The following is a 22656-nucleotide window of genomic DNA, read 5'->3' as shown; positions in this document are numbered from 1 at the left end:
TCCTTCTAGTCGAGATTCTCGCGCTTGCCGGTGTAGAGGCTGACGTAGACGGCGCCGCCCACCAGCAGGAAGGCCAGGCCGTAGCCGACCAGCGGCCATCCGGAGGGATTGTTCAGGTCGGGCATCGGCGGAGCGTCGCCACGGGCCAGCGCGGCCGGGGTGATCGAGGCCGCCATCATGAGAACCGCCGCAAAAAACCTCTTCATGCCCACAGTCTAACCAATGGCCGTGAATTGATGAATCGAAGCCGCCGGTGATTTTCGGGCGGCGTCAGGCCAGCAGCTTGTCGGGATTTTCCAGCAGCCCCAGCACCGTGTTCAGGAAGCGGGCGCCCTCGGCGCCATCCACGATGCGGTGGTCGCAGGAAAGGCTCAGCGGCAGCACCAGTCCGGCATAGAAGGCCCCGTCCTTGGTCAGCACCTGCTCCTTGGCGCGGCCCACGGCCAGGATGGCCACCTCCGGATAGTTGATGATCGGGGTCGCGAATGCGCCGCCGTAGCTGCCGACATTGCTCATCGTGAAGGTTCCGCCGACCAGGTCCTCGCGGGCGACGGTGCGCTCCTTGCAGGACTGGGCGAGCTGCTTCACCAGCGTGGCCAGCTCGCCGACGCTCTTGGTCTGCGCGTTGCGGAGCACCGGCACCATGAGTCCGTGATCGGTGTCGACGGCGCAGCCGAGATGGATCGGATCCTTGATCAGGATCTCCTCGTTGGCGTCGTCCACGTTGGCGTTGAGCGTGGGGTGCTTGCGCAGCGCCTTGCAGACCGCCAGCATGACGAAGGGCAGCATGCTCAGCTTCGATCCCAGCGCCGCCGCGTACTCGCGGCGCTTGCGGTCGAGCTTGGTGATGTCGGCGCTGTCGACCACGGTGAAGTGCACCGCGGTCTTCACCGAAAGGTCCAGGGCTTGGGCGATCTTGCGGCGGATGCCGCGGAAGGCGATGGTCTCCTTGACCCCCTCGCGGGAGACGGAGGGATAGTTGATCGCCATCGCGGTGGTGGTCACTGGCGATTCGCTTGGGGCGGAGCGCGCAATGGGCTGGGCCACCGTGACGCGCGAGGCCGTGGTTTCGCGGGCGACGTCGGCGGCGCCGCTGCTCACCGCCTGGATATCGCTCGCCGTGACGCGCCCGCCGCGGCCCGTTCCGCGGACCTGCTGGATGTTGACGCCCAGTTCGCGGGCGATCCGGCGCACCGCGGGAGTGGCGAGGGAGCGCGAGGCCCCCGATGAAACGCTTTCATGTTCGGGTTGGCGGGCGAATCGGCTGGGAACGCCCAGCGAACCGCTCACGTTTCCGACCACGGTTCCGGCATCTTCATTGTTCGAAACCGGGGCGACAGGCGCGGGCACCGTGTGATTCTTGGCCGCCGTGGCGGCGGTCGCGGCAACCACCCGGTCCGTGCCGGCGGGAGAGGCCCCGCTCTTGGCATAGCGAACCAGCACGCTCCCGACCAGGATGGTGTCGCCCGCCTTGCCGCAGAGCTCGCCGATCACGCCGGCCCACGGGCTGGGCACTTCGACCAGCGCCTTGTCGGTCTCCATCTCCGCCATGGTCTGGTGTTCCTTCACCGTGTCGCCGACAGCCACGCGCCACTTGATCAGCTCGGCCTCGTGGACACCCTCGCCCAGATCGGGAAGGATGAAGTGACTCTTGTCGTCGGGTTGCTTTACGCCAGCCATGTGAAGTTCTCCAATTAGTACGCGGCGGTCTCTTCGATCGCCCGCGCGATGCGGTCGGCGTCGGGCATGTAGTCGAGCTCAAGCTTGTAGTAGGGCATGATGGTGTCGAAGCCGGCGACGCGCTGCACCGGGGACTCCAGATAGAGGAAGCATCGCTCCATGATCCGGGCCGCGATTTCGGCGCCGAAGCCACAGGTCTTGGGGGCCTCATGCACGATCACGCAGCGGCCCGTCTTCTTCACGCTGGCCTCCACCGCATCCATGTCGAAGGGATAGAGAGTGCGCAGATCAATCAGTTCGATCGACCGGCCGCTGCGCTCGATGGCCTGCATGCACTGCACCACGCTGGAGCCCCAGCTCACGACCGTCATCGCGTCGCCCTCGCAGACCACGCGGGCCTTGCCCAGCGGCAGGGTGTACTCGTCCTCGGGCACCTCCTCGCGGAAGGCGCGGTAGATGCGCTTGGGCTCGAAGAACATGACGGGATCGGGATCGCGGATCGCGGAAATCAGCAGGCCCTTCGCGTCATAGGGGCTGCTGGGCATGACCACCTTCAGGCCGGGCTGGTGGATGTAGATGCTCTCCGGGCTGTCGGAGTGGAGCTCCGGCGCGTGGATGCCGCCGCCCACCGGCACGCGCACCGTCAGCGGAATGGTCATCGCCCCGCGCGTGCGGGTGCGCATGCGGGCCGCGTGGCTGCAGATCTGGTCGTAGGCGGGGCCCAGGAATCCCTCGAACTGAATCTCCGGAATCGGGCGCAGGCCCGCGATGGCCAGGCCGATGCTGGTGCCGATGATGCCGCTCTCGGCCAGCGGCGTGTCGACCACGCGCTTGGAGCCGAAGCGCTTGTGCAGACCCTCGGTGACGCGGAAGACGCCGCCGTTGGGGCCGACATCCTCGCCGAGGATCAGCACGCGGTCGTCGCGCTCCATTTCCTGGATGAGCGCCAAGTTGATTGCCTGCACCAGTGTGAGATTTGCCATTGTGTTGCCTCTTAGTGAGCGGACTTGGCGGGCAGCTCGATGACCGCGCCTTCGATTTGGGATGGATCCTGTCCGATGCCGTGGGTCTGCGCGGTGTCGCGCTGCAGGGCCAGGTCGGGCGGGATGGTCGCGTACATGTGGTTGAAGAAGTCGGTGCGATTGGGGGCGGCGATGCCCTCGGCGCGCTCGACCGCGGCGGCGACTTCGCGCTCGGCGCGCTCGGCGAGCGCCGCTTCCTTCGCATCGTCCCACAGCTTCTTCGCGGTCAGGAACTTGCGGATGCGGATGATCGGGTCGCGCGCCTTCCAGGAATCCACTTCGGCCTGCTCGCGGTAGCGGCGGGCGTCGTCGGCGGTGGTGTGATCGCCAAGGCGGTAGGTGACTGCCTCGATGAAGAAGGGGCGGCCCTTCTCGCGGGCGAGCTTGGCGGCCTGGCGCACGCAGTGCACCACCGCGAAGATGTCGTTGCCGTCGCACTGGATGGTGTCCATGCCGTAGGCGACCGCGCGCTGAGCGATGGTGGGGGCGGAGCACTGAATCTTGCCCGGCACACTGATCGCCCAGAAGTTGTTTTGGCAGAAGAAGATCACCGGAATGTCCAGGTTGGCCGCGAAGTTCATCGCCTCGTGGAAGTCGCCTTCGCTCGTTGCACCGTCGCCGAAGAAGGTGCAGGCCAGGCGCTTCTCGCCGCGATACTTGGCGGCCCAGGCCAGGCCGGTGGCGTGCAGCATCTGCGTCCCGATCGGGATCGCCAGCGGCATGCAGTGCAGTTCGCGCGGAATTGCGTTGCCGCGCTCGTCGCCCATCCAGTGCAGCAAAATCATTTCCATCGGCATGCCGCGCCAGATCAATCCGGCGTTCTCGCGGTAGCAGGGCACCAGCCAGTCAGTCTTCTCCAGCGCGTAGGCCGCGCCCATGCTGGTGGCCTCCTGGCCCATGTTCTGCGGGAAGGTGCCCATGCGGCCGGAGCGCTGCAGCTTAAAGGCCACCTCGTCCAGTTGGCGGCAGATGCACATGTGCTCGTAGAGCTTGACCAGGTCCGCGTCGGGGATCAGGCCCGCGCCGAGCTTCTCGTCGAAGCGGGCCTCGGCGTCGAGGATGGAGACGTGGTCAATGGAGGTGGTGAAAGCACTCTTGATCGGCATGGCGATGTCCTCGAGACGGGCGGCGTGTTGCGAAGGCAACCGCGGCTTAGGTGAAAAGTGTACCGGGCGTCGCTGCGTTCCTCATGCGGTGGTGGCGACCCGCTTGGGTGTCGTGGGAGTCTTGCGTCCCTGCTCGATGCGGCGCTTGGCGTAGGAGACGGCGGCCTCGTGGGTGCTGTGGGCGTGGGCGGCCTCCTTGAACACGGAGGTCGTGGTGTGCTCGATCTGCTCGATCTTCTGGTTGATCTGCGATTCGGTCATGCCGAGGTAGAGGCCGGCCAGGCGGATCAGGCCGCCCGCGTTCACCACAAAGTCCGGCCCGTAGAGGATGCCGCACTTCTTCAGGCGGGCGCCATCGTCGATCGCGTGGAGCAACTGGTTGTTGGCGGTGCCGCAGACCATTTCACACTTCAGGTGCGTGATGGTGCGGTCATCCAGCACGCCGCCCAGGGCGCAGGGGGCGAGGATGTCCACCTTGGTGTTGAAGATGTTTTCGCTCTCGCCGACGGCGGAGATGCCCAACTCCTTGACGGCCTTCTCCAGCGCGCCGCGATTGACATCGCTGGCGATGACCTTGGCGCCGGCTTCCTTGCAGAGCTTGGCCACGCGGTAGCCGGTGGCGCCGACACCCTGCACGCCGACGGTCAGGCCGGCGAAATCGACCTTGCGGCCCAGGTGCTTGAGGCAGGCCTTCATCGCGTTGAAGCAGCCCTGCGCCGTGTAGGGACTCGGGTCTCCGCCGTGGCTGACGGTCTCGCCGCCCATCACATGCTGGCTCTCCTCGGCCATCCAGTCGCAGAACTGCGGCGTCACGCCGACATCTTCAGCGGCGATGTAGGTGCCGTTCATGGTGTCGACGAAGCGGCCCATGGCGAGCCCCTCGGCCCGAGTCGCGGTCTGCCCCGGCTTGGCCAGGATCACGCTCTTGGCGCCGCCCATCGGCAGGTCGGCGGCGGCGGACTTGTAGGTCATGCCCTCGGAGAGGCGCAGCACGTCGCGGATCGCCTCAGCCTCGTCGGCGTAGGCCCAGCGGCGCGTCCCGCCCAGGGCGTTGCCCAGCACGGTGCTGTGGATCGCGATGATGGCGCGGAGGCCCGTGGCCGGATCGTGGTGGAAGGTCAGCCGTTCGTGTCCGTGAGCCTCGAGCATTTCGAAAAGTTTCATGAGCGATTCCTCTGTGTGGGGTGGTGAGACAACAATGCCGCCGCGATCTTACGAGCCGATCTTCTGGCCCTTGAAAGTGCTTCCCGAGCCGAACTGCGGGATGTGGGTCTGGTTGAATTTCTGTCCGGTGCCGCGTGCCTTCAGGTCAAGCGTGCGCTCGGGGATGGAGTAGGCGCCGTTGGGCAGCAGATCGGAGCGCTTCATCGCCGCCGCGGCCGCCCGCTTCATGGTCTGGTCGGTGTTGTGGTGCAGGGCGCGGATTTCCGCGTCGATCTCCAGCTCCGCCATCGCCACCAGATGCTCAACCATGGCCAGGTCGTGCTGCAGCGCCTCGCCCTCCAGGCCGTGGCGCAGGGCGCGGTCGAGCTTGCTGAGCGAGCAGACCATGGCGTGGATCCACAGAGCGCACATGGAGAGGCGCATCTGCACGGTCTGGTTGGAGACCAGCTTCTCCTCGTGCTCCTTGAAGGCCAGCTTGACCTGGTGGCCATGCTCGCGGATGCGCTGCATGACGGCGTAGCCGAAGCGGCGCAGGCGCGGGTGCAGCTTCTCGATCTTGGGAAGGCCGCCGCGGACGCCAAGATAGACCTCGCTGCCGATCTTCATGGCGCTGCCGATCGCCTTGAAGGGGTTGGAGCGGACGGAGAGCATCCACTCGCCCAACTGCTTCGAGCCGTAGGCGAAGATGAAGCTGTGCATGACCTCGTTGGCGCCTTCCACGATGATGTTGATGCGCGAGTCGCGCCAGATGCGCTCCACGCCGTTCTCGCTGATGTAGCTCTCGCCGCCCATGATCTGCATGGTGTCGTCGACGATGCGGAAGCCCATCTCGCTGCAGAAGACCTTGCACATCGCGGTCTCCAGCATGATGTCCTCGTCGTGGCGGTCCAGGAATCCGGTGGTCATGTAGAGGATCGCATCCATGGCGTAGAGCCGCGCGCCCATGCGGGCGATCTTTTCCTGGATCAGGTCGAATTCACCGATGGGCCGGTCGAACTGGTAGCGGTACTTCGCCCACTTGCAGGCCTGCTCGTAGGAGTAAGCGGCGCCGCCGAGCATGCCGGCACTGAGCGTGCAGCGGCCGTAGTTCAGGCAGGAGAGCGCCACCTTCAGGCCGCCGCCCTCCTTGTGGAGCAGATTCTCCTTGGGAACCTTGACGTTGGTGAATCGGATGCGGGCCTGCCAGGTGCCGCGGATGCCGCACTTGGAGCGGTTGCGGCTGAAGATCTCCACGCCATCCATGTCGGGGGTGCAGATGAGGGCGGTCACCGCGTCTTTTTCTTTTCCAGACTTCGGGTCCTTGATGCGCTGCTTGGTCATCACGGTGAAGAAGCCGGCGAGGGCGGCGCTGGTGGCCCACTTCTTTTCGCCGTTGAGGATGTAGAAGTTTCCGCAGGGGCTGATCTCGCAGTGCGTCTCCTGGCCGCCCGCGTCGCAGCCGACGTTGGGCTCGCTCAGGCAGAACGCCGAGAGGGTGTCCTTGGCCATGCGCGGCAGGAAGGTGGCCTTCTGCTTCTCGTTGCCGAAGAGCATGAGCGCCTTGCAGCCGATGCTCTGGTGGGCGCTGACCATGACGGCCGTGCTGCCGCAGTAGCGGCCAATGAGCTCGAGCGAGCGGTTGTAGCTGGTGATGCCGAAGCCACCGCCGCCGTGGTTCTTGGGGATGGTCATGCCCAGCGCGCCGAGCTCGAAGAGTTTGCGCACCACCCACTCCGGGATCTCCTGCTTCTGGTCGATCTCGATCGCGGGATGCTCGCTCTTGAGGTATTGCTCAAGCGCCGCCAGCAGCTGGTCGCAGCGGGCGGTCTCCTCGGCGGAGCTCTCGGGGTAGGGGAAGGCGACGCTCTCGCGGAAATTTCCCCAGAAATAGTTCTTGACCAGCCCCATCTTGGTGGGATCGGGCCCGATCATTTCCTGCGCCTGCTCGATCTGCTTGCGATCCTTCTCGGAGAGGTTCTTCAGGTCTTTGGCAAGATTGGTGGCGGTCATGATCGATCTCCTGGAATGGTGCGGCGGCGGGAAGCCTATTCAACACGCGTCGGAGTGGGGGATCAACCCCGGAATGTGCGCGTAATGCAAGGAATTCATAAATATGCATGCAGCCGGCGGAGGCGGCAGCGCTTATCGCTTCAAAAAGGCTTCGAGCTTGGCGCGGGCCTCGGGAGTATGCCGCAACGCAATCAAGTGCTTCTGCTCGCGCGCCACGCCGGCGTCGAAGCCGCCATGGATTCCTGCCTCGATGGAGTCGACCACGGCGCGGGAGGCGGCGGTCTTGGGAAGATCATTTGCGACGCTTTGCAGCGCGGCGCTAGCGCGGTCGCGCAGCGCGGGATCGGCGACGGAGATCGGCGTGGCGCGGGGCGTTGTTCGCGGATGGGCGCGGATCCAGGATGCGGCGGCTTCGACTCCATTTTCATTCGCCGCATAGTGCGCAGCGAAAAGGCCGGGGGGAATGTCCGCGGCATCGAAGGGCGCGCCGGCACAGGTGGCCGGGATCGCCTTCGCGGCGTCGATGCGGGCCGCGAGCATCATCGTGCCGCCCCAGCCCGGACAAATGCCCAGACCGCATTCGGGCAGCCCGACCTTCCAGCTTTTTTCGCCGGCCGCGGGAGTCGCGCCGACCAGCGCGTCGCAATGCATGGCCAGCTCGAGACCGCCGCCAAGGGCCGCCTTGTGAATGAGAGCGGCGCTGGCGAAGGGTAGCTTGTTGATCCGGCCGAAGGCCACCGAACCCGCCCGCAGATAGCCGTCGAGGTCGGCGTCGTTGAGGGCGTCGATTTCCGCGAGGTCCGCGCCGGCGACGAAGACGCGATCGCTGGCGCTGCGAAGGACCAGTCCGCGCAGCGGTTGCTTGGCCAGGCTCTGCAGTGAGTGGTCCAGCGCATCGATCAGCCAGCGGTCGAGCACCACCACGCCGCCGCGCGGCTTCGCGGGATTGGGAATGAGCGACAGCACGGCAATCTGGTCCGGACGAATTTCAACGGGAAGCGGAGTCTGATCCATGGTTCACTTCGGGGCGGGGGCGAATCGGGCGCGCAGCCGCTCCTGGGCCTCGCGTCCGGCGATGAGGCTGGCGGAAAGTTCCGCGGCCTTGGAGAGGACGGTGTCGTTGAGCAATTCGTCGAGCTCGTGCAGGCTGCGCTTGGTCGCGCCCATCGCTTTGGGTCCACCGCCGGCCAGCTTGGTTGCAAGCTCGCGCGCCGTTGCGTCAATCTGATCAGTCGGGGCCAGATGGGTTGCCAGTCCGATGCGCACCGCTTCGGTGCCGTTGATCAGGCCGCCCGCGAGCAGCATCGCGCGGGCGCGGCCGGCGCCGATCTTCGAGATCAGGAAGGGTGCGACCACCGCGGGGCAGACGCCCAAACCGACCTCGGGGTAGCCCAGCTTCGCCTCCGCGTGCGTGATGGCGAAATCAGCGGCGACCACCAGACCGCATCCACCACCGATCGCCGCGCCTTGCACGGCTGCGATCACCGGAATGGAAAGCTTGCGAAGTGCGAGCTCGATGCGGGCCAGCCCATGCAGCATCAGGCCCATCTTCTTGGCGTCGTCAAGCACGCCGCGCAGATCCATGCCGGCGCAGAATGACTTTCCCTCGCCGCGCAGAATGAGAACTCGCGCCGCGGCATTGGAGGCGACCGCAGCGACGGCGGCCTCGAGCTCCTGGACCAGTTCAAAGCTCAGCGCGTTGCGGGCGTCGGGGCGATTCAGGGTGAGCTCAACAATGCCCGCGCCCGCAGTGAAGTTGCTCTTGACCAGCTCGCCCATGCGTGAAAGAGTAGCGAATGCCCGGGGCGATCTGCTACGCGTCCGACGCGCGCTTCTTCCAGATGGCGGCAACGCGATCGATGCTCTCGCTTCCACCAACTCCGGAAAGGCTCGCCGCCAGTGAGTTGGCCCGATGCGATTTTTGAACCAGGGGATCGAGTTGCCGCAGCCACCACTTGGTCGCCCGAAGCGCGTGTGGCCCCTTGCTGAGAAGCGCACCCGTGAGCGCCTCGGTTTCCTTTTCGAGCGTGGTCGCGACCAACTGGGAAGCGAGTCCAATCTCGAAAGCCCGCGTGCCGTCGACCAGCTGTCCGCCCAGCATCAGTCGGCGCGCCGGGCCAAGACCCACGCGCGAGGCGAGCGTCGGGCCGCTGACGGCCGGCGACAGGCCGATGGCATGAGTCGGATATCCGAATTGAGCGTTCGGTGTGGCGATGACGAAATCGCAGGCGGAAACCAATGCGCAGCCGCCCGCCAGCGCCACGCCCTGGACAGCGGCGATGGTGATTGCGGGAAGCTGGGACAAGGTTTCAATGCAGCGATTGAGCCTGCTCAGAAAGTCCGCCAGCACGGGTTGGGCGGGATCCGCGTCGTTTGCCACGGTGCGAAGGTCGAATCCGGAGCAGAAGGAAAGACCCTTGGCGCAGAGCACCACGACGCGCGTCGGCGCGTCCGCGGAAAAATCCGGATTTGCGGCGAGATCGCCCAGAGTCATTCCGCAATTCCTCTGGACATCCGCCAATGCCCGCTCGAGCGCGTCGAACATGGAGCGACCCAGCGCGTTGTGTCGGTCGGGATCATTCAGGGTGATCGCGGCCACGGAATTATCCGAAGCCCCCACAACGCCGCCATTCGAATACTCCAGCCGCAGCGGATCTCGCGCATCCGGACTCATCGCCCGACTCCCGGTCCCGAGGGAACGGCGCCCATGCTCCAGATGACTTTGTTGATGTGCTCCCAGCCGAGCACGTTCACGCTGCCGGCGCGGATGGCGAAGCTGCGGCCGCGGGTGACGGGCAATTCAAGCCAGGTGGCGATGAGCACCCGCGCGAAGTGGCCGTGGGTGAAGAGGGCGATGTTTCCCGTCATGTCCCTGCAGCGATCCAGCAATTGTTCGGCGCGATCATGAACATCGGACAGCTGCTCGCCGCCGGGGCAGCCATTGTGCCAGAGATCCCAGCCGGGATTCTTGGCGGCGATCTCCAGCGAGGTCCATCCCTCGAAGTCGCCATAGTCCCACTCGGCCAGCAGAGGTTCGATCGCAACCTGCTTGCCCAGCCCGCAGAGATCGGCGGTGCGCAGGGCGCGGGCGCGCGGACTGGACAGGACGGTTCCAAACGCAACCTTGTCGATCCAGGGTTTCAACTCTCGCGCCGCCTCGTCGCCGCGCGCGGTCAGCGGAATGTCGGTGCGCCCGGTGTGCCGGCCGTTGAGGCTCCATTCCGTCTCGGCGTGTCGAATGACCCAGATCTGCGGACGGGGATCAATTCGCATGTTCGAATCGGTCTTTCATTTGGCGTGCGGAGTCGCGGCGGCAGCGGGAACTGTGGCTGCAGGCATTGCGGCGCCTGGAATCGCCACAAAGGGATCGCGCTGATAGACCAGGATGGCGCCGTCGGAGCCCGTCAGCGTGAGCCGGTCGACCTCGACCAGCGGAGTCATCGACAATTCGCGCCGCTCCGGCGGGGGATCGATGATCATCCGGAGCATGCCATTGACAATTTTCCAGGTGCCGCGGCGCACGAATTCGCCGGCGCGGGCCGTCATGACTCCACCCTCGCCCAGAGAGAGCGTGGCGCCGATCGGGCTCTCGATCGCCTCCTCGCCCTCGGCGGCCTTGGAATCGTGCGACAGCGTGCTGTCGCCGGGAGAGAAGATCCAGCGGCCCACAAGCTGGGGCATGCGGCCCTCGACAGCCTCGACCGGCTTGGGCCGCGCCGAGGCGCAGGCGACCAGCAGCAGGAACATCGTTGTCGCGAGAAGTGTGCGGCGCATCACGGCGGCATCTTACGGCGAGAGCATCGGCAGGGGCACATCCAGCCGCGCCGAGAAGGCCCGCAGCAGGAGCAGTTCCTGCGTGGTGAACGTGCCATCGGAGGTGGCGGTGGAGATCAAGGCCCGGGCGAGCATTTCGCGGTCGTGCGGCGCGACTTCGTCCAGCCGCTCAAGTGAAAGATGCAGCGCATCGAGCGTGCACTCGGAGGCATTCGGAAACGACATTCCCTCCAGATCGCACTCGGCGATGCCGCGGGCGAAGGCCTGCGGCGCCTGTGCGGCGCCACCGGCGTTGGCCAGCGTGCCCAGCGCGATCCGTATTTCCTTGGAACAATTCGCCAGCGAGTAGCGCCCCGGCCTTGAGGGGAGGGCGCCGAATCGAGTCTCGATCCTGCGGGTGAGCACGGCCTGCAGCATCCACTCGAAGAGGTCGATCTGGCCGTCGGAGCGAATCGCTTCGGTGAGCGCCGCGCGAAAGGCCAGATACTGCTGCTTGGAGAGGTGCGTCAGCGTGGGCACGCAGAGATCCAGCACGACGAGGCGGATCTCGTCGGGAAGATTGGCCATCAGCGGCGCGATCCGGTCCCAGCACTCGGCCATGGGATCGCCGAGCTGCTTCTGCACCAGCGATCGAATTTTCGAGCGTGCGGCGGAACCGGTGACCAGCAGCAGAAGCACCGCCTGGACATCGAGCGGTTCGCGGGCCGCATCGCGCAGGCCGGCGGGAATCTGCCCCATCAATGTGCGGGCCCGGTCAAGCGATTCCTTGGGAATGGCGCTGGCGGCGACGGCGTCGTGGATTCTCGCGATGGTGACGGCGCTTCCTCCGACAAGCGACGCGCTCTGCGCCGTGGCGGTCTGGGCCGCCGAAGCGATCGGCGAGGGCTGCGATCGCGCGCCGGAGATTTCGTCGACGAAACCCGTCTGCTCGATCCGCCGGATGCGCTCCGCCAGCGGCGGATGGGAGGAGAGCCAGGAATGAATCGACTTGGAGAAGAAGAAGTGGTTCAGTCCGGAGGCGCTGGTCGCCTTGATCGGCGCGAAGGGGAGCGAGCCTATTTTCCTCAGCGCCGCGGCGATGCCCGCGGGGTTCCGCGAATACTGCACCGCGGAGGCGTCGGCGAGGAACTCGCGCTGGCGGCTGACCGCGGCCTGCAGGATGCGTCCGAAGAAGGCGCCGATGCCGCCGACGACCAGCAGTGCGAGTCCGATCGCGAGGAATCCGGCCGCCGCACCGCCCTTGTCATTCTTTCCCCTGGAGACGACGGGGGAAGTCGCGACGCGCCCGGCCACCTGCAGCATGACGCGGCCGATCAGGGCGATCAGCATCACGCCCGCCACGGCGCAGGAGAGCCGCATGTTGATCAGGGTGTCGCGGTGGGCAACATGGCTGAACTCGTGGCCGGCCACTCCCTGCAGCTCGTCGCGGTTCAATCTCGCGACGGCGCCGCGCGTGAATCCCAGGATCGCGGTCTGCGGATTGTTGCCTGCCGCAAAGGCGTTGATGCCCTCTTCCTCCAGGAGATAGATGGGAGGCACGGGCATGCCGCTGGCGATTGCCATCTCGCTCACGACGTCGCGCAGCTTCTGCTCGTCGGGATCGACCGTCGAGCCCTGCAGCGGCTGGCCGCCCAGCGCCTCGGCGACGGACTTCCCCGTGCCACCGAGCCGGATGCGCTGCGATCCCGCGCCGAGAAAAATGATCAGACAGGTGCCGCCGAAAACCTGGAGGAAAAGTTCCGGCTTCCACCAGACCGCGGCGCCGGTCGCCTTGGGGTCGGGGTGCTTGGCGGCGACCGCCATCAGGGCGAGTCCGTAGAAACTGATGGCGACGCACAGAATCGCCAGCAGAAAGAGCAGCACCAGCCACACGGTGCGCCGACGGGCCCGATCCTGTTGCTCAAAGAAATTCATGAAACGGTTTCGACAGAATTCACGGCTTGCTCCCGACAAAGTTCATGGATCGATCTCAGCCGGAAACGCGCACGGTGGGCAGCGCCCGGGATTCCTCCGTGGTCGTCCACTGCTCGGCGCGCTGGAAGCGAAAGACGCCGGCGATCAGATTGCCCGGAAAGGTGACCACCGCCTCGTTGTAGCGCATCACCGAGTCGTTGAAGGCCTGCCGCGCGAAAGCGACGCGATTCTCGGTGGAGACCAGTTGCTCCTGCAGCGAGAGGAACTGCGCGTTGGCCTTGAGGTCGGGGTAGGCCTCGACGCGGGCGAAGAGTCCGCCCAGCGCGCTGCCCAGCGCCGCCGAGGCGGTCGACAAGGCGCCGATCGCGCCCAGATTGCCCGCCGCGACGTTGCCCGACGCGGCATCCACTTCGCCGCGGGCCTTGATGACGGCTTCAAGCGTCCCGCGCTCATGCTGCATGTAGCCCTTCACGGTCTCGATCAGATTTGGAATCAGGTCGGAGCGTCGGCGCAATTGCACGTCGATCTGGCTGAAGGCGTTGGCCATGCGCACGCGCCGCACCGCCAGCCCGTTGTAGAGGATCACGATGACCACGAGCACGACGAACGCCGCGACCGCGATGGCGATGAAAAGTCCGGAGAGAGCCCAGGAGGAGGAGTTCATTGAGGCCGCATTATGCCCACTTTTGCGGGCGGGACTTATGCCTTGCGACCGCTCGCGGGCACCATCAGGCGGGCGGCGACCAGTCCGGCAACTTCCTCGGTCGCGGCGGCCAGGTCGTCGTTGATCACGAAGGCGTTGTAGATGCCGTTGTCGCGGGCTCGCTGCATCTCCTTGGTGGACTCGCGGAAGCGCCGCTGGATCGCGGACTCATCCTCGCGGCCGCGCTGCCGCAGGCGCACCAGCAGCGAATCCTCGGTGGGCGGCAGAATGAAGATGCCGAGCATGTCGGGATAGAGGCTGTGCACCATTTCGGCGCCCTGCACGTCGATGTCGAGCACAACCAGTTCTCCGCGGGCCAGTGCCTGGTCGACAGGTTGCTTCGGCGTGCCGTACCAGCTTCGGCCGAAGACCTGGGCGAACTCGATGAAGAGCTTCTGGTCGATCATGCGCTGAAAAGTTTCCGGTGTGACGAAGGAGTAGTCCACGCCGTCCTTCTCGTCGTTGGCGGGCGATCGCGTGGTGGCGCTGACGCTGAAGTGGCCGCCGAAGCGCCGCAGCAATTCATGGGCGATGGTGGTCTTGCCCACGCCCGAGGGACCGCTGAGAACCAGTAGCAATCCTGCTGCCATGGGACGATGCTACTGAAACCACCTCCGGCGGGAAACGCGGGGCTTCGCGAGGGATCCTTGCGGAAATCACACCACGCCTCGGAGGAGTCCGCGGACACGTCAGGGGTGCGGCAATTCGGCGCAGAATTCCTGATAGAGCTTCAGCACCACCTTGTCCGGGAGCGCCGTCCTCCAGCGCGGCCCATACTGCTGCTCCATCATCTGGGCGAAAGCCCACTCCTCCTGGACGGTGTGCGAAAGCGTCTTCTTCCACCAGGGCAGTCCGGTGGCCGCGTGGGTGCCGATGCTATTGATCGATGACGCCGCGCCCGAAGGCCGGGTCGCCACGCTGCCGGCGACGGCGCCGGCGGCGCAGAGGAACGCGAGCAGAAAAATGCGAGCGCGCTTCGGTACGTGCGGTGGGATGTTCAGGCTCCGAGCCATCGGGCGCCTCCTTCCGCATCGACGAAGCGGGCTTCCTGCAGGATCCGCCACCCGGAGGGCCGGAAGTTCGGGAAGCGCCCCATGGTGCCCGCCAGAATCCGCACTTCCTCGTCATCCAGAACCCAAGGCTCATCCGTAGCGCGCTGATGCCGCTCCAGGTCCATCTGGAAGGCGCGCTCGCGCAGGCTCCAATTCTCCAGCCGATCCGCGATCTCCATCGCCTTGTTGGTGAAGACCGCCATGCGCAGGGCGTTCTCCTCCTCGTCAAAGTGGCGCAGCGCCACGTTGCAGCCGAAGATGCACCACCACCCCCAGCTTTCGAGCCAGTCGCCCGGGGGATGCGCCTGCACGTCGACGACGCGGTCCAGCGCCACCATCAGGCGCTCGATCGCGTCGCGCGGCGAGAGATCGCCAAGCACCGCCTCCACTTCGAGCAGCCCGCCGCGGCAGGTGTTGGCGATGGCGGCGTAGCGATCGTCGCCGAAGGTGTCGGCGAGATCCTCGTACTCCTTGAGTGCTTGCGAGAGATCGGCGCGGGCGCGCTTGGCGTGGGCGCAGGCAAGGTCCTCCTCGACGCGGATCAGCCGGCGAAAGCTGTTGCCGCGGACGTAGTGCGCAAAGGCGTGGCAGACGCGCTCGCGCCGCTCGGTCAGGGCGCTCCCGTCGAGCATCTCGATGACCTCGCGCGCCGCGGCGCGGCTCTCGGTGAGATTCCACACCGCGTAGTGGGCGTTGGCCAGGTTGACCGTCAGCATGAGTCGCAGGCCTGCGGCGATGCCCTGCTCCGAGAGGGCCGACTGCAGGCAGGGGACGCTGCGGGTGTACTGGCCGAGTCCGTCGTGGGCGCCGGCCAGCCGATTGCAGGCCAGCGCACGCTCGCCCGGAGTCTTGGCGATCGCGATCATCTGCCGCGCCACGCAGGACATCAGGCGGTAGTCGCCGGCGCGATGCGCCGCGAGAGCTTTCGAGTCCAGCTCGGGAAAATCGCTCCCCAGCGCGCCCGCGTCATCCGCGGTCCAGACCCCCTCGACGATGTCGCCCACGGTCCAGTCCAGCGCGTCGGCAAGGCCGACGACAAGGTCCAATTTTGGATTTCCGCTCTGCGGCAGAAGCTTGCCGGGATCACGGCCCAGCGCGCGGGCGACTTCACCGCGCGACCAACCCCGGTAGACCTTGGCTAAATCGATGAATTTCGCCAACCGCTCGCGCCGATCGTCGGCAGTCCGCATAGAGCACAGTCCTTGCAGCCGGCCCCACGTGGCCGACACCCCGCATCTACACGCTTGAATCTTGACAGAAGATGTCGGGGCTCGCGGCGGCTCGCAAAATTTTCAGGGGTTTATTCCGGATTGGTCAATGGAATGCAATAGAAGGCCATCGTGGCTGCGGTCGCCCACCCACCATCAACAAACGACTTCGATCCGAGAGCGAATTGCCGCGCAAAATCGGTGGACAAACCGTTGACCAGCAGGAGATGGGGCGCCAGAGCTCAGCCGTGAATCATCCGGCCTTCGGTCGCGAGCGCGGCCTCGTGGATGCTCTCGGCCATGGTCGGATGCGCGTGCACCGTCGAGATGATGTCCTCGACCGTCGCCTCCAGGCGCTTGGCCACGCAGATCTCGTGGATCAGCTCGCTGGCGTCCTCGCCGAAGATGTGCGCGCCCAGGATCTCGCCGTGCGGCTTGCTGGTGATCAGCTTCACCAGTCCTTCGGTGGCGCCGACCGCGATCGCCTTGCCGTGGGCCTTGAGCGGATACTTGCCGACGGTGTACGCAATGCCCTTGGACTTTGCGTCGCGCTCGGTCATGCCCACGCTGGCCACTTGCGGATTGCAGTAGGTGGCGCCGGGAATGCTTTGGTAGTCCACGCCCAGCGTGTGATGACCCATGAAGCGCTCGACGCAGGCGACCGCCTCTTCGCTCGCGACATGGGCCAGCCACGGCGGTCCGATCACATCTCCGATCGCGTAGATGCCGGGAATGCTGGTCTGATAGGTGGGCTCCGGCTTGTCGACGTAGTCCGTCCAGATGTGTCCGCGCGCCGGGCCCGCGTCCCACATCTTCAGGCCGAGCGACGCATCGCACAGACCCTCGACGCGGGCGCGCACGCCGGCGGCCACCAGCACCACCTCGCACTCCAGCGTCTTCTTGCTTCCATCCTTCACGCTCTCCACGGTCACCTTCGCGCCGCTGGCGCCCTTGTCCACCGACGCCGCCTTGTGTGCGGTGAGAAACTGGATGCCTTGCTTCTCGAATGATTTCTGCGCGGCGGCGCTGATGTCGTCGTCCTCCACGGGAAGGATCCGCTCCAGCATCTCGACCACGGTCACCTTGGTGCCGAAGGCGTTGAAGAAGTAGGCGAACTCCATGCCGATGGCGCCGGAGCCGATGATCACCATGCTCGAAGGCCTCTTGGGAAGGTTCATCGCCTCGTAGCTGGAGATGACGATCTTGCCGTCGTTGGGCGCGAAGGGGAGTTGCACCGGCTGGGCACCGGTGGCGATCATGATCCGATCGGCTTCGATGGTCTCACCTGCCGCATCGCCCGAACCGCCGTAATAGGCGCCGGTTGCCTTGCCCACCAGAATCTTGCATGGGCCGCCGGCTGTCTTTCCCGAAAGAATCTTCGCGTGACCTGCGATGTGCTCGATCTTGTTCTTCTTGAAGAGAAAGGCGATGCCGTTATTCAGTTTCCCGGCGATGTCGCGGCTGCGGCCGACCACCTTGGTCCAGTCCACGCCGACCTCCGCTGTTTTCTGAAAGCCCCACTCGGCCCCGTGGGTGATCGCCTCGCGGTAGAGCTCGGCGTTGTGCAGCAGCGCCTTGGTGGGAATGCAGCCCCAGTTCAGGCAGACGCCGCCGAGCTTGTCGCGCTCGATGCAGGCGACCTTCTGGCCCATCTGCGCGGCGCGGATCGCGCCGACATAGCCGCCCGGACCGCCGCCAATCACCACCAGGTCAAATCGTTTCAGGGCCATCGCTCACTCCTCAGGTCGAACCGGATCGCTCCCGCAAATTCCCGGAACAACCGGGAAATGAAACGGGAATCGCGTGAGAAGTTATCGTAGCGATGGTTGGGGCGTTGAGCGGCGGATTCCCGGTGTTCCAGAAATGCGGCACTTATGAGCAACACACCACACGAAGCAGATTCGCCCGATCCGCAGGAACGCTTGGCCGCGGCCCTCGAGGCGGCGGGTCACGGCGTGTGGCACTGGAATCTGGCCGATCGGGCGGCGTGGTATTCGCAGAGCTTCCGCCGATTGCTGGGCTACGACCGCAACGAGTTTCCCGACCGCTTCGAGACCTTCGCCAGCCACGTGCACCCCGATGACATCGGCCGCGTCCATCACGCGGTGGCCGCCCACCTGGAGGGCAAGTTCGACTTTGATCTGGACTTCCGGCTTCGCGCCAAGGATGGATCGTGGAAGCGGGTCCGCGCCCGCGGCCGCGCCATTGTCGAAGATGGAAAATCAACCGCGATGATGGGCACGCTGACGGAGTGGCCGCAGACCGTGGCGCGCGACCGCCTGGCAGCCTCGGCGAGCGACCAGCTGGCCGCGGCGCTGCACGATCAAAGCCAGAGCTCGCGCGAGCTGGAGCAGGCCCGCGCCGATCTCCTGCGCCAGAACCAGGCGCTGCAGGAGGCTCGATCGCTGGCGGAGGCGGCCACGCTGAGCAAGAGCATGTTCCTGGCCAACATGAGCCACGAAATCCGCACGCCGATGACCGCCATCCTGGGTTTCGTTGATCTTCTTTCCGAGGAGCAGACCGACGCCAAGGAGCGGGCCTTCATCACCAACGCGATCCGCCGCAACAGCAAGCACCTGCTCACCATCATCAACGACATCCTGGACCTCTCCAAGATCGAGGCCAGCGGCATGGGCGTGGAGATCATTCCCTGCTCGGCGCTGGGCGCCATTCAGGAAGTCATTGCGTCGATGCACTCGCAGGCGCAGGAGCGCGGGCTGGAACTCTTTGTGGAATTGCGCAGCGCGATTCCCGAGAGCATCGAGACCGATCCCACGCGTTTCCGGCAGATTCTGATCAATCTCGTCGGCAACGCGATCAAGTTCACCGAGCATGGCGGTGTGAAAGTCTCGGTCGATCTGGTGCGCGAGCCGCTGTCGCCGCGCGATGATCCCGATGTGAGCGACGCGGAGCCCGCCGCAGTGCGACTGCGCGTGGAGGTGACGGACACCGGCATGGGCATTGATGACACGCAGCGGCAGCGTCTCTTCAAGCCCTTCATGCAGGCGGACGCCTCGACCACGCGGCGATTCGGCGGCACGGGCCTGGGCCTGACCATCAGCCGGCGCCTGGCCCGGATGCTCGGCGGGGACATCACATGCCGCAGCGAGGTCGGCCGCGGCAGCGTCTTCGCGGTGGAGATCGGCGTGGGAGATTTGAAGAACGCGCGGATGGTTTCGGCGCTGCCGGCCCAGGCGAAGCGCGATGCGGAGTCCAGTCCCGGCGCCGCCGCACCGGCCGCCGCGCATTCGAAAGGCGCTCCAAGCATCTCGGTGCTGGTCGCGGAGGATGGCGTGGACAACCAGCGCCTGATCGAGCACCACCTCACCCGCGCCGGCATGAAGGTCACGGTGGCCGGCAATGGCCGCGAAGCGGTGGATCTGGCGACCGCGGCGCAGCGGCAGTCGCGGGCGCCCGACGTGATTCTGATGGACATGCAGATGCCGGTGATGGATGGCTACGAGGCCACCACCAAGCTGCGCTCGCAGGGATGGAGCGGGGCGATCGTGGCGATCACCGCCCATGCCATGCGCGGGGACCGCGAGCGCTGCGTGGAGGCGGGCTGCGACGACTACCTCACCAAACCGATCGACCGCGAGACGCTGATCCAGACCGTGCAGCGGCTGGCCCGGCGCCCGGCCTCGGGTCGGTGACCTCGTTTCGTCCGGCGAATCCGCTCAAATGAAATGCGTTTTTGACGCATCCGCGGCCCCGCCGTAGCATCGGTGCCCCTTAGGGAAAACGCAGTGCGCATAGGCATCATCAGCGACATCCATGGAAACTTCGAAGCCCTGGAAGCAGTGCTGGCGGACATCGACCGCCAGGGGGTGGACGGCATCATTTCGCTGGGCGACATCATCGGCTACGGGCCCGATCCGGTGGCCTGCGTGGACCTGGTCGCCAAGCGCTGCAAGTGGAGCCTGATGGGCAACCACGATTTCGGCGTGCTCTACGAGCCGACCAACTTCAACGCCGCCGCCGAGGCCGCCGCCTACTGGACCCGCGCCCAATTCGAGGAGGAGGCCAAGCGCGACCGCAAGGAAGCCACCAAGCGCTGGGAGTTCCTTGGCAAGCTGCGGGTGCGCGTGGCGATGGGACCCTTCCTCTGCGTGCACGGTTCGCCGCGGCGGCCGATCAATGAATACATGTTCCCCGAGGACGCGGAGAACAGCCCCAACAAGATGACGCAGATCTTCGAGCGCATCGACAAGTTCTGCTTCGTCGGCCACACGCATGTGCCCGGCGTCTTCACCGGCGACAACGAGTTCTACCGCCCCGCCGAGTTGAACAACGTCTACGAGTTCAACGACGAGGAGAAGGCGATCATCAACCCCGGATCCGTCGGCCAGCCGCGCGACCTGGATCCGCGCGCCGCCTATGCCATCGTGGAGATGAAGGATGACACCAAAGCGGAGCGGGTGCACTTCTACCGGCTGGAGTATCCGATCCAGCCCGTGGTCGACAAGATCCACGCGATTCCCCAGTTGACCAACTGGCTGGGCGACCGGCTGCTCGAGGGGCGATAGAGCATTGAGCGAGCACAAGAAACGACCGCGCTGGCCGCTCACGCTTGCGGCATTCCTGGCCACCGGCGGCGTGATCGCGCTGGCCATCTGGGGGCCTGGCGCCAAGAAATCCGGCGGCATTGATCCGTCGATGCCCGCGGCAACGACGCAGGCCGCGAAAGACGCGGCGCCTGCGACGCCCGGGACAGCCAGCACTCCGCCAACGAATCCGCCCGCCGGGAGCGCCGCTTCAACTGCGGCCACTCCGCCACTCAACGCAACGCCTTCGAATCCGCAGACCGCGGCGTCGACGACCAGCGCTCAGGCTCCACCGGCGGAAACGCCAGCGGTCGCTCCGGCTCCATCGCAGAAATACAAGGCGCGATTGCCCGCCGGCACCACCGCGCCGACCGCCCCCGCGCCGCTGGGCTCGCTCGATCCGACTGCCTTCAAGTATCAGATCCAGTTCGCCCAGACCAGCGCGGGATTCTCGCGCATCATTTTCAGCGACTACTGGAACGACGCGGCCAGCGCGCAGGCAGCGAAGCGGTATCAACAGGCGATCGCTCGCGGCGATGACCACCAGTCCTTCGCCGCGCCGCCCGCGGATTCGCACCGCTATGAGCTGCAGACCGTGCAGACGCTGCAGGGTTACCAGGTGCCGCTGCTGGGCGCCCGTGGCGTGGAGATCGACGGCAGCGCCGCGAGCCTCTTCGGTGCGGTGTGGGCGGAGCGATCCGCGGGCGTCTTCGAGACCGAAGTTGTCGACGAATCCGGCAGCGTCGTTCTGAAAGTGACGCGCCGCTTCACGCTGGCGAAGGACTCATACGACCTGGGTCTGGAGCAGAGCGTCGAGAACGTTTCCTCGCAGCCCCACTCGATCCGCTGGATCCAGTACGGACCGGGTGACCTCTCCATGGATCAGGGCGGCATGATGGACATCCGCCGCTTCCAGTTCGGCTATCTCTACAACGCGCAGCGCGACCCGAGCCGGGCCAACGTGGTCGTGCACGGCGCCATGTTCGAGCGCTCCGACGCGCTGAAGAAGGTGACCAGCGGCACGCCGCTGCTCTGGCCGCAGCCCGACCAGAAGGCGCAGGGATTCGAGCTGAGCTGGTATGGCACCACCAACCGCTACTTCGCCCTGGCCGCGCACGCTCCGTACGCGCCGCCGACCAACAACTCCAAGATCCTGACCGCGGTGGAGAGCGTCTTCGCCCTGGCCGATGCCGGCGCGGGAGCCGCGCAAACCATCGTGTGCGAGTTGCGCAGCGCCCTGGTGCAGGTGGCGCCGGGGCAGACCGCGCGCTTCGACCTGGGCGTCTACGCCGGGCCGCTCAATCCCAAGATCCTCGATGTGGTCGAGCCCTATCCCTCGCTGCGGATGGATGGACTGATCCTCTATCTGATGGGCGGCTGCTGCAGTTTCTGCACCTTCAGCTGGCTCGCCGATCTCATCGTGATCATGCTGACATTCCTGCACGACCATGTCGTGTTCGATTGGGCGCTGGCGATCATGGTGCTGGTGATGGTGGTGCGTTTCCTGCTGCATCCGGTCACCAAGCGCAGCCAGATCTCCATGACCAAAGTGACCCGCGGCATGGCGGCGATCAAGCCGGAGCTGGAGGCGCTGCAGAAGCGCTACGCCGGCGACACCAAGAAATTGCAGGCGGAGCAGATGCGGCTCTACCGCGAGAAGGGGATCAACCCCGTGGGCTGCGTGGGCGGCATGCTGCCGACCTTCCTGCAGACGCCGATCTGGATCGCGCTCTACGCGGTGCTCTACTTCGCCTTTGCGCTGCGGCAGCAGCCGGCGTTCTTCGGGGTCTTCCAGCTCTTTGGCGGATGGGAATTCCTGGGCGACCTCAGCGCCGCGGATCATTTCATCCGCTTCCCCGCGCCGCTGATCAAGTGGCCCTTTGAGTTCGCCTCCATCAACCTGATTCCGATTTTGATGGGCGCGCTTTTCTTCCTGCAGCAGAAGTACATGACGCCGCCGCCCACGGCCACCATGACCGCCGAGCAGCTGCAGCAGCAGAAGATGATGAAGTGGATGACCGTGGTGCTCTTTCCGGTGATGCTCTACAACGCACCGAGTGGATTGACGCTCTACATCATGACCAGCACCACCATCGGCATCTTCGAGGGCAAGCGGATCCGGGCCCAGATGGACAAGATGGACTTCACGCCCAAGCCGCGCGATCCCGCCAAGCAGGACCGCATCGGCCGCTTCTACGAGAAGGCAATGGAGCGGGCGCGGAGCAAGCGCGAGCCGCCGAAGAAGTTCAAGGACCGCGACTGAACCCGCGGGCCGCCCGTGAAACTAAAATCGATTCCCATGAGATGGGGCTGGCGTGAATCCTGAGGCCGAGCCTGCGGAAGCCGCGCGCGATCCGTGGCGCATGGACGATGTCATCGTCGCCGCGTCTTCGCCGCCGGGCCGCGCCGCGCGGGCGGCGATTCGTGTTTCCGGTAGCGGCGCTCTTGATGTGTTGCGAAAAATCGAGCGAACTCCGGCGCCGCGATCGCGCGGCATCCA

General features: G+C 65.8%; 20 protein-coding genes. 3 read left to right on the top strand and 17 right to left on the bottom strand.

Translation table 11 applies throughout. The annotated features are described in order from the left end of the window. Positions 1-5: 5 nt before the first annotated feature. From K8R92_07325 to lpdA, 17 genes are all read right to left on the bottom strand, one after another. Entirely contained in the window at positions 6-206 is a 201-nt protein-coding gene (locus K8R92_07325; protein MCE9619705.1) for a hypothetical protein, read from the bottom strand. A gap of 64 nt (positions 207-270) precedes the next feature. Then, the gene (locus K8R92_07320; GenBank protein MCE9619704.1) at positions 271-1680 is read right to left on the bottom strand and encodes a 2-oxo acid dehydrogenase subunit E2; all 1410 of its coding nucleotides are present in this window, start codon (positions 1678-1680) and stop codon (positions 271-273) included. A 14-nt stretch (positions 1681-1694) separates the two neighbouring features. Next, on the bottom strand, positions 1695-2663 hold the full coding sequence (locus tag K8R92_07315; protein MCE9619703.1) for an alpha-ketoacid dehydrogenase subunit beta: 969 nt from the start codon (positions 2661-2663) through the stop codon (positions 1695-1697). 11 nt (positions 2664-2674) lie between these two features. Further along, positions 2675-3808, bottom strand: a complete 1134-nt coding sequence (gene pdhA / locus K8R92_07310) for a pyruvate dehydrogenase (acetyl-transferring) E1 component subunit alpha (GenBank protein MCE9619702.1) — start codon at positions 3806-3808, stop codon at positions 2675-2677. 81 nt (positions 3809-3889) lie between these two features. Then, positions 3890-4972: a hypothetical protein gene (locus K8R92_07305; GenBank protein MCE9619701.1), complete on the bottom strand. Its 1083-nt coding sequence runs from the start codon at positions 4970-4972 to the stop codon at positions 3890-3892. 48 nt (positions 4973-5020) lie between these two features. Continuing rightward, complete coding sequence (locus tag K8R92_07300; GenBank protein ID MCE9619700.1) at positions 5021-6961, bottom strand: acyl-CoA dehydrogenase family protein; 1941 nt, start codon at positions 6959-6961, stop codon at positions 5021-5023. 132 nt (positions 6962-7093) lie between these two features. Beyond that, on the bottom strand, positions 7094-7975 hold the full coding sequence (locus tag K8R92_07295) for an enoyl-CoA hydratase/isomerase family protein (protein MCE9619699.1): 882 nt from the start codon (positions 7973-7975) through the stop codon (positions 7094-7096). Between the two features lie 3 nt (positions 7976-7978). Then, complete coding sequence (locus K8R92_07290) at positions 7979-8740, bottom strand: enoyl-CoA hydratase/isomerase family protein (GenBank protein ID MCE9619698.1); 762 nt, start codon at positions 8738-8740, stop codon at positions 7979-7981. Positions 8741-8774: 34 nt separating this feature from the next. Then, the gene (locus K8R92_07285) at positions 8775-9635 is read right to left on the bottom strand and encodes an enoyl-CoA hydratase/isomerase family protein (protein MCE9619697.1); all 861 of its coding nucleotides are present in this window, start codon (positions 9633-9635) and stop codon (positions 8775-8777) included. Then, positions 9632-10234 carry a histidine phosphatase family protein gene (locus K8R92_07280; GenBank protein MCE9619696.1) on the bottom strand — a complete coding sequence of 201 codons (603 nt, stop codon included), beginning with the start codon at positions 10232-10234 and terminating at the stop codon, positions 9632-9634. The genes K8R92_07285 and K8R92_07280 overlap by 4 nt, the downstream gene beginning before the upstream one ends. Before the next feature lie 15 nt (positions 10235-10249). Beyond that, the gene (locus K8R92_07275) at positions 10250-10735 is read right to left on the bottom strand and encodes a hypothetical protein (GenBank protein ID MCE9619695.1); all 486 of its coding nucleotides are present in this window, start codon (positions 10733-10735) and stop codon (positions 10250-10252) included. A gap of 12 nt (positions 10736-10747) precedes the next feature. Then, on the bottom strand, positions 10748-12649 hold the full coding sequence (locus K8R92_07270; GenBank protein ID MCE9619694.1) for a M48 family metallopeptidase: 1902 nt from the start codon (positions 12647-12649) through the stop codon (positions 10748-10750). Between the two features lie 55 nt (positions 12650-12704). Continuing rightward, a complete protein-coding gene (locus K8R92_07265) occupies positions 12705-13313 on the bottom strand; it encodes a LemA family protein (protein ID MCE9619693.1) in 609 nt (202 codons plus the stop codon). 35 nt (positions 13314-13348) lie between these two features. Then, positions 13349-13942, bottom strand: coding sequence for a guanylate kinase (gene gmk / locus K8R92_07260; GenBank protein ID MCE9619692.1), 594 nt, complete (start codon positions 13940-13942; stop codon positions 13349-13351). Between the two features lie 99 nt (positions 13943-14041). Beyond that, complete coding sequence (locus K8R92_07255; GenBank protein MCE9619691.1) at positions 14042-14365, bottom strand: hypothetical protein; 324 nt, start codon at positions 14363-14365, stop codon at positions 14042-14044. Beyond that, the gene (locus K8R92_07250) at positions 14350-15594 is read right to left on the bottom strand and encodes a hypothetical protein (GenBank protein MCE9619690.1); all 1245 of its coding nucleotides are present in this window, start codon (positions 15592-15594) and stop codon (positions 14350-14352) included. The genes K8R92_07255 and K8R92_07250 overlap by 16 nt, the downstream gene beginning before the upstream one ends. A 260-nt stretch (positions 15595-15854) precedes the next feature. Next, positions 15855-17342 (bottom strand): dihydrolipoyl dehydrogenase, encoded by a 1488-nt coding sequence (gene lpdA / locus K8R92_07245; GenBank protein MCE9619689.1) that lies wholly within the window; start codon positions 17340-17342, stop codon positions 15855-15857. 144 nt (positions 17343-17486) lie between these two features. Between lpdA and K8R92_07240 the strand changes: the two genes are divergently transcribed. The 3 genes from K8R92_07240 (at position 17487) to K8R92_07230 (ending at position 22419) form a co-directional block, all read left to right on the top strand. Continuing rightward, positions 17487-19265 (top strand): response regulator, encoded by a 1779-nt coding sequence (locus K8R92_07240; protein ID MCE9619688.1) that lies wholly within the window; start codon positions 17487-17489, stop codon positions 19263-19265. Positions 19266-19358: 93 nt separating this feature from the next. Then, positions 19359-20138 (top strand): metallophosphatase family protein, encoded by a 780-nt coding sequence (locus K8R92_07235; protein MCE9619687.1) that lies wholly within the window; start codon positions 19359-19361, stop codon positions 20136-20138. Between the two features lie 4 nt (positions 20139-20142). Next, the gene (locus K8R92_07230; GenBank protein ID MCE9619686.1) at positions 20143-22419 is read left to right on the top strand and encodes a YidC/Oxa1 family insertase periplasmic-domain containing protein; all 2277 of its coding nucleotides are present in this window, start codon (positions 20143-20145) and stop codon (positions 22417-22419) included. Positions 22420-22656: the final 237 nt, after the last annotated feature.

Source organism: Planctomycetota bacterium, from assembly GCA_021414025.1.
In the GTDB taxonomy this organism is placed as follows: Bacteria; Planctomycetota; Phycisphaerae; order Phycisphaerales; family SM1A02; genus SYAC01.
The sequence above is the reverse complement of the archived record's forward strand: the minus strand, read 5'-3'. Positions and strand labels throughout refer to the sequence as shown.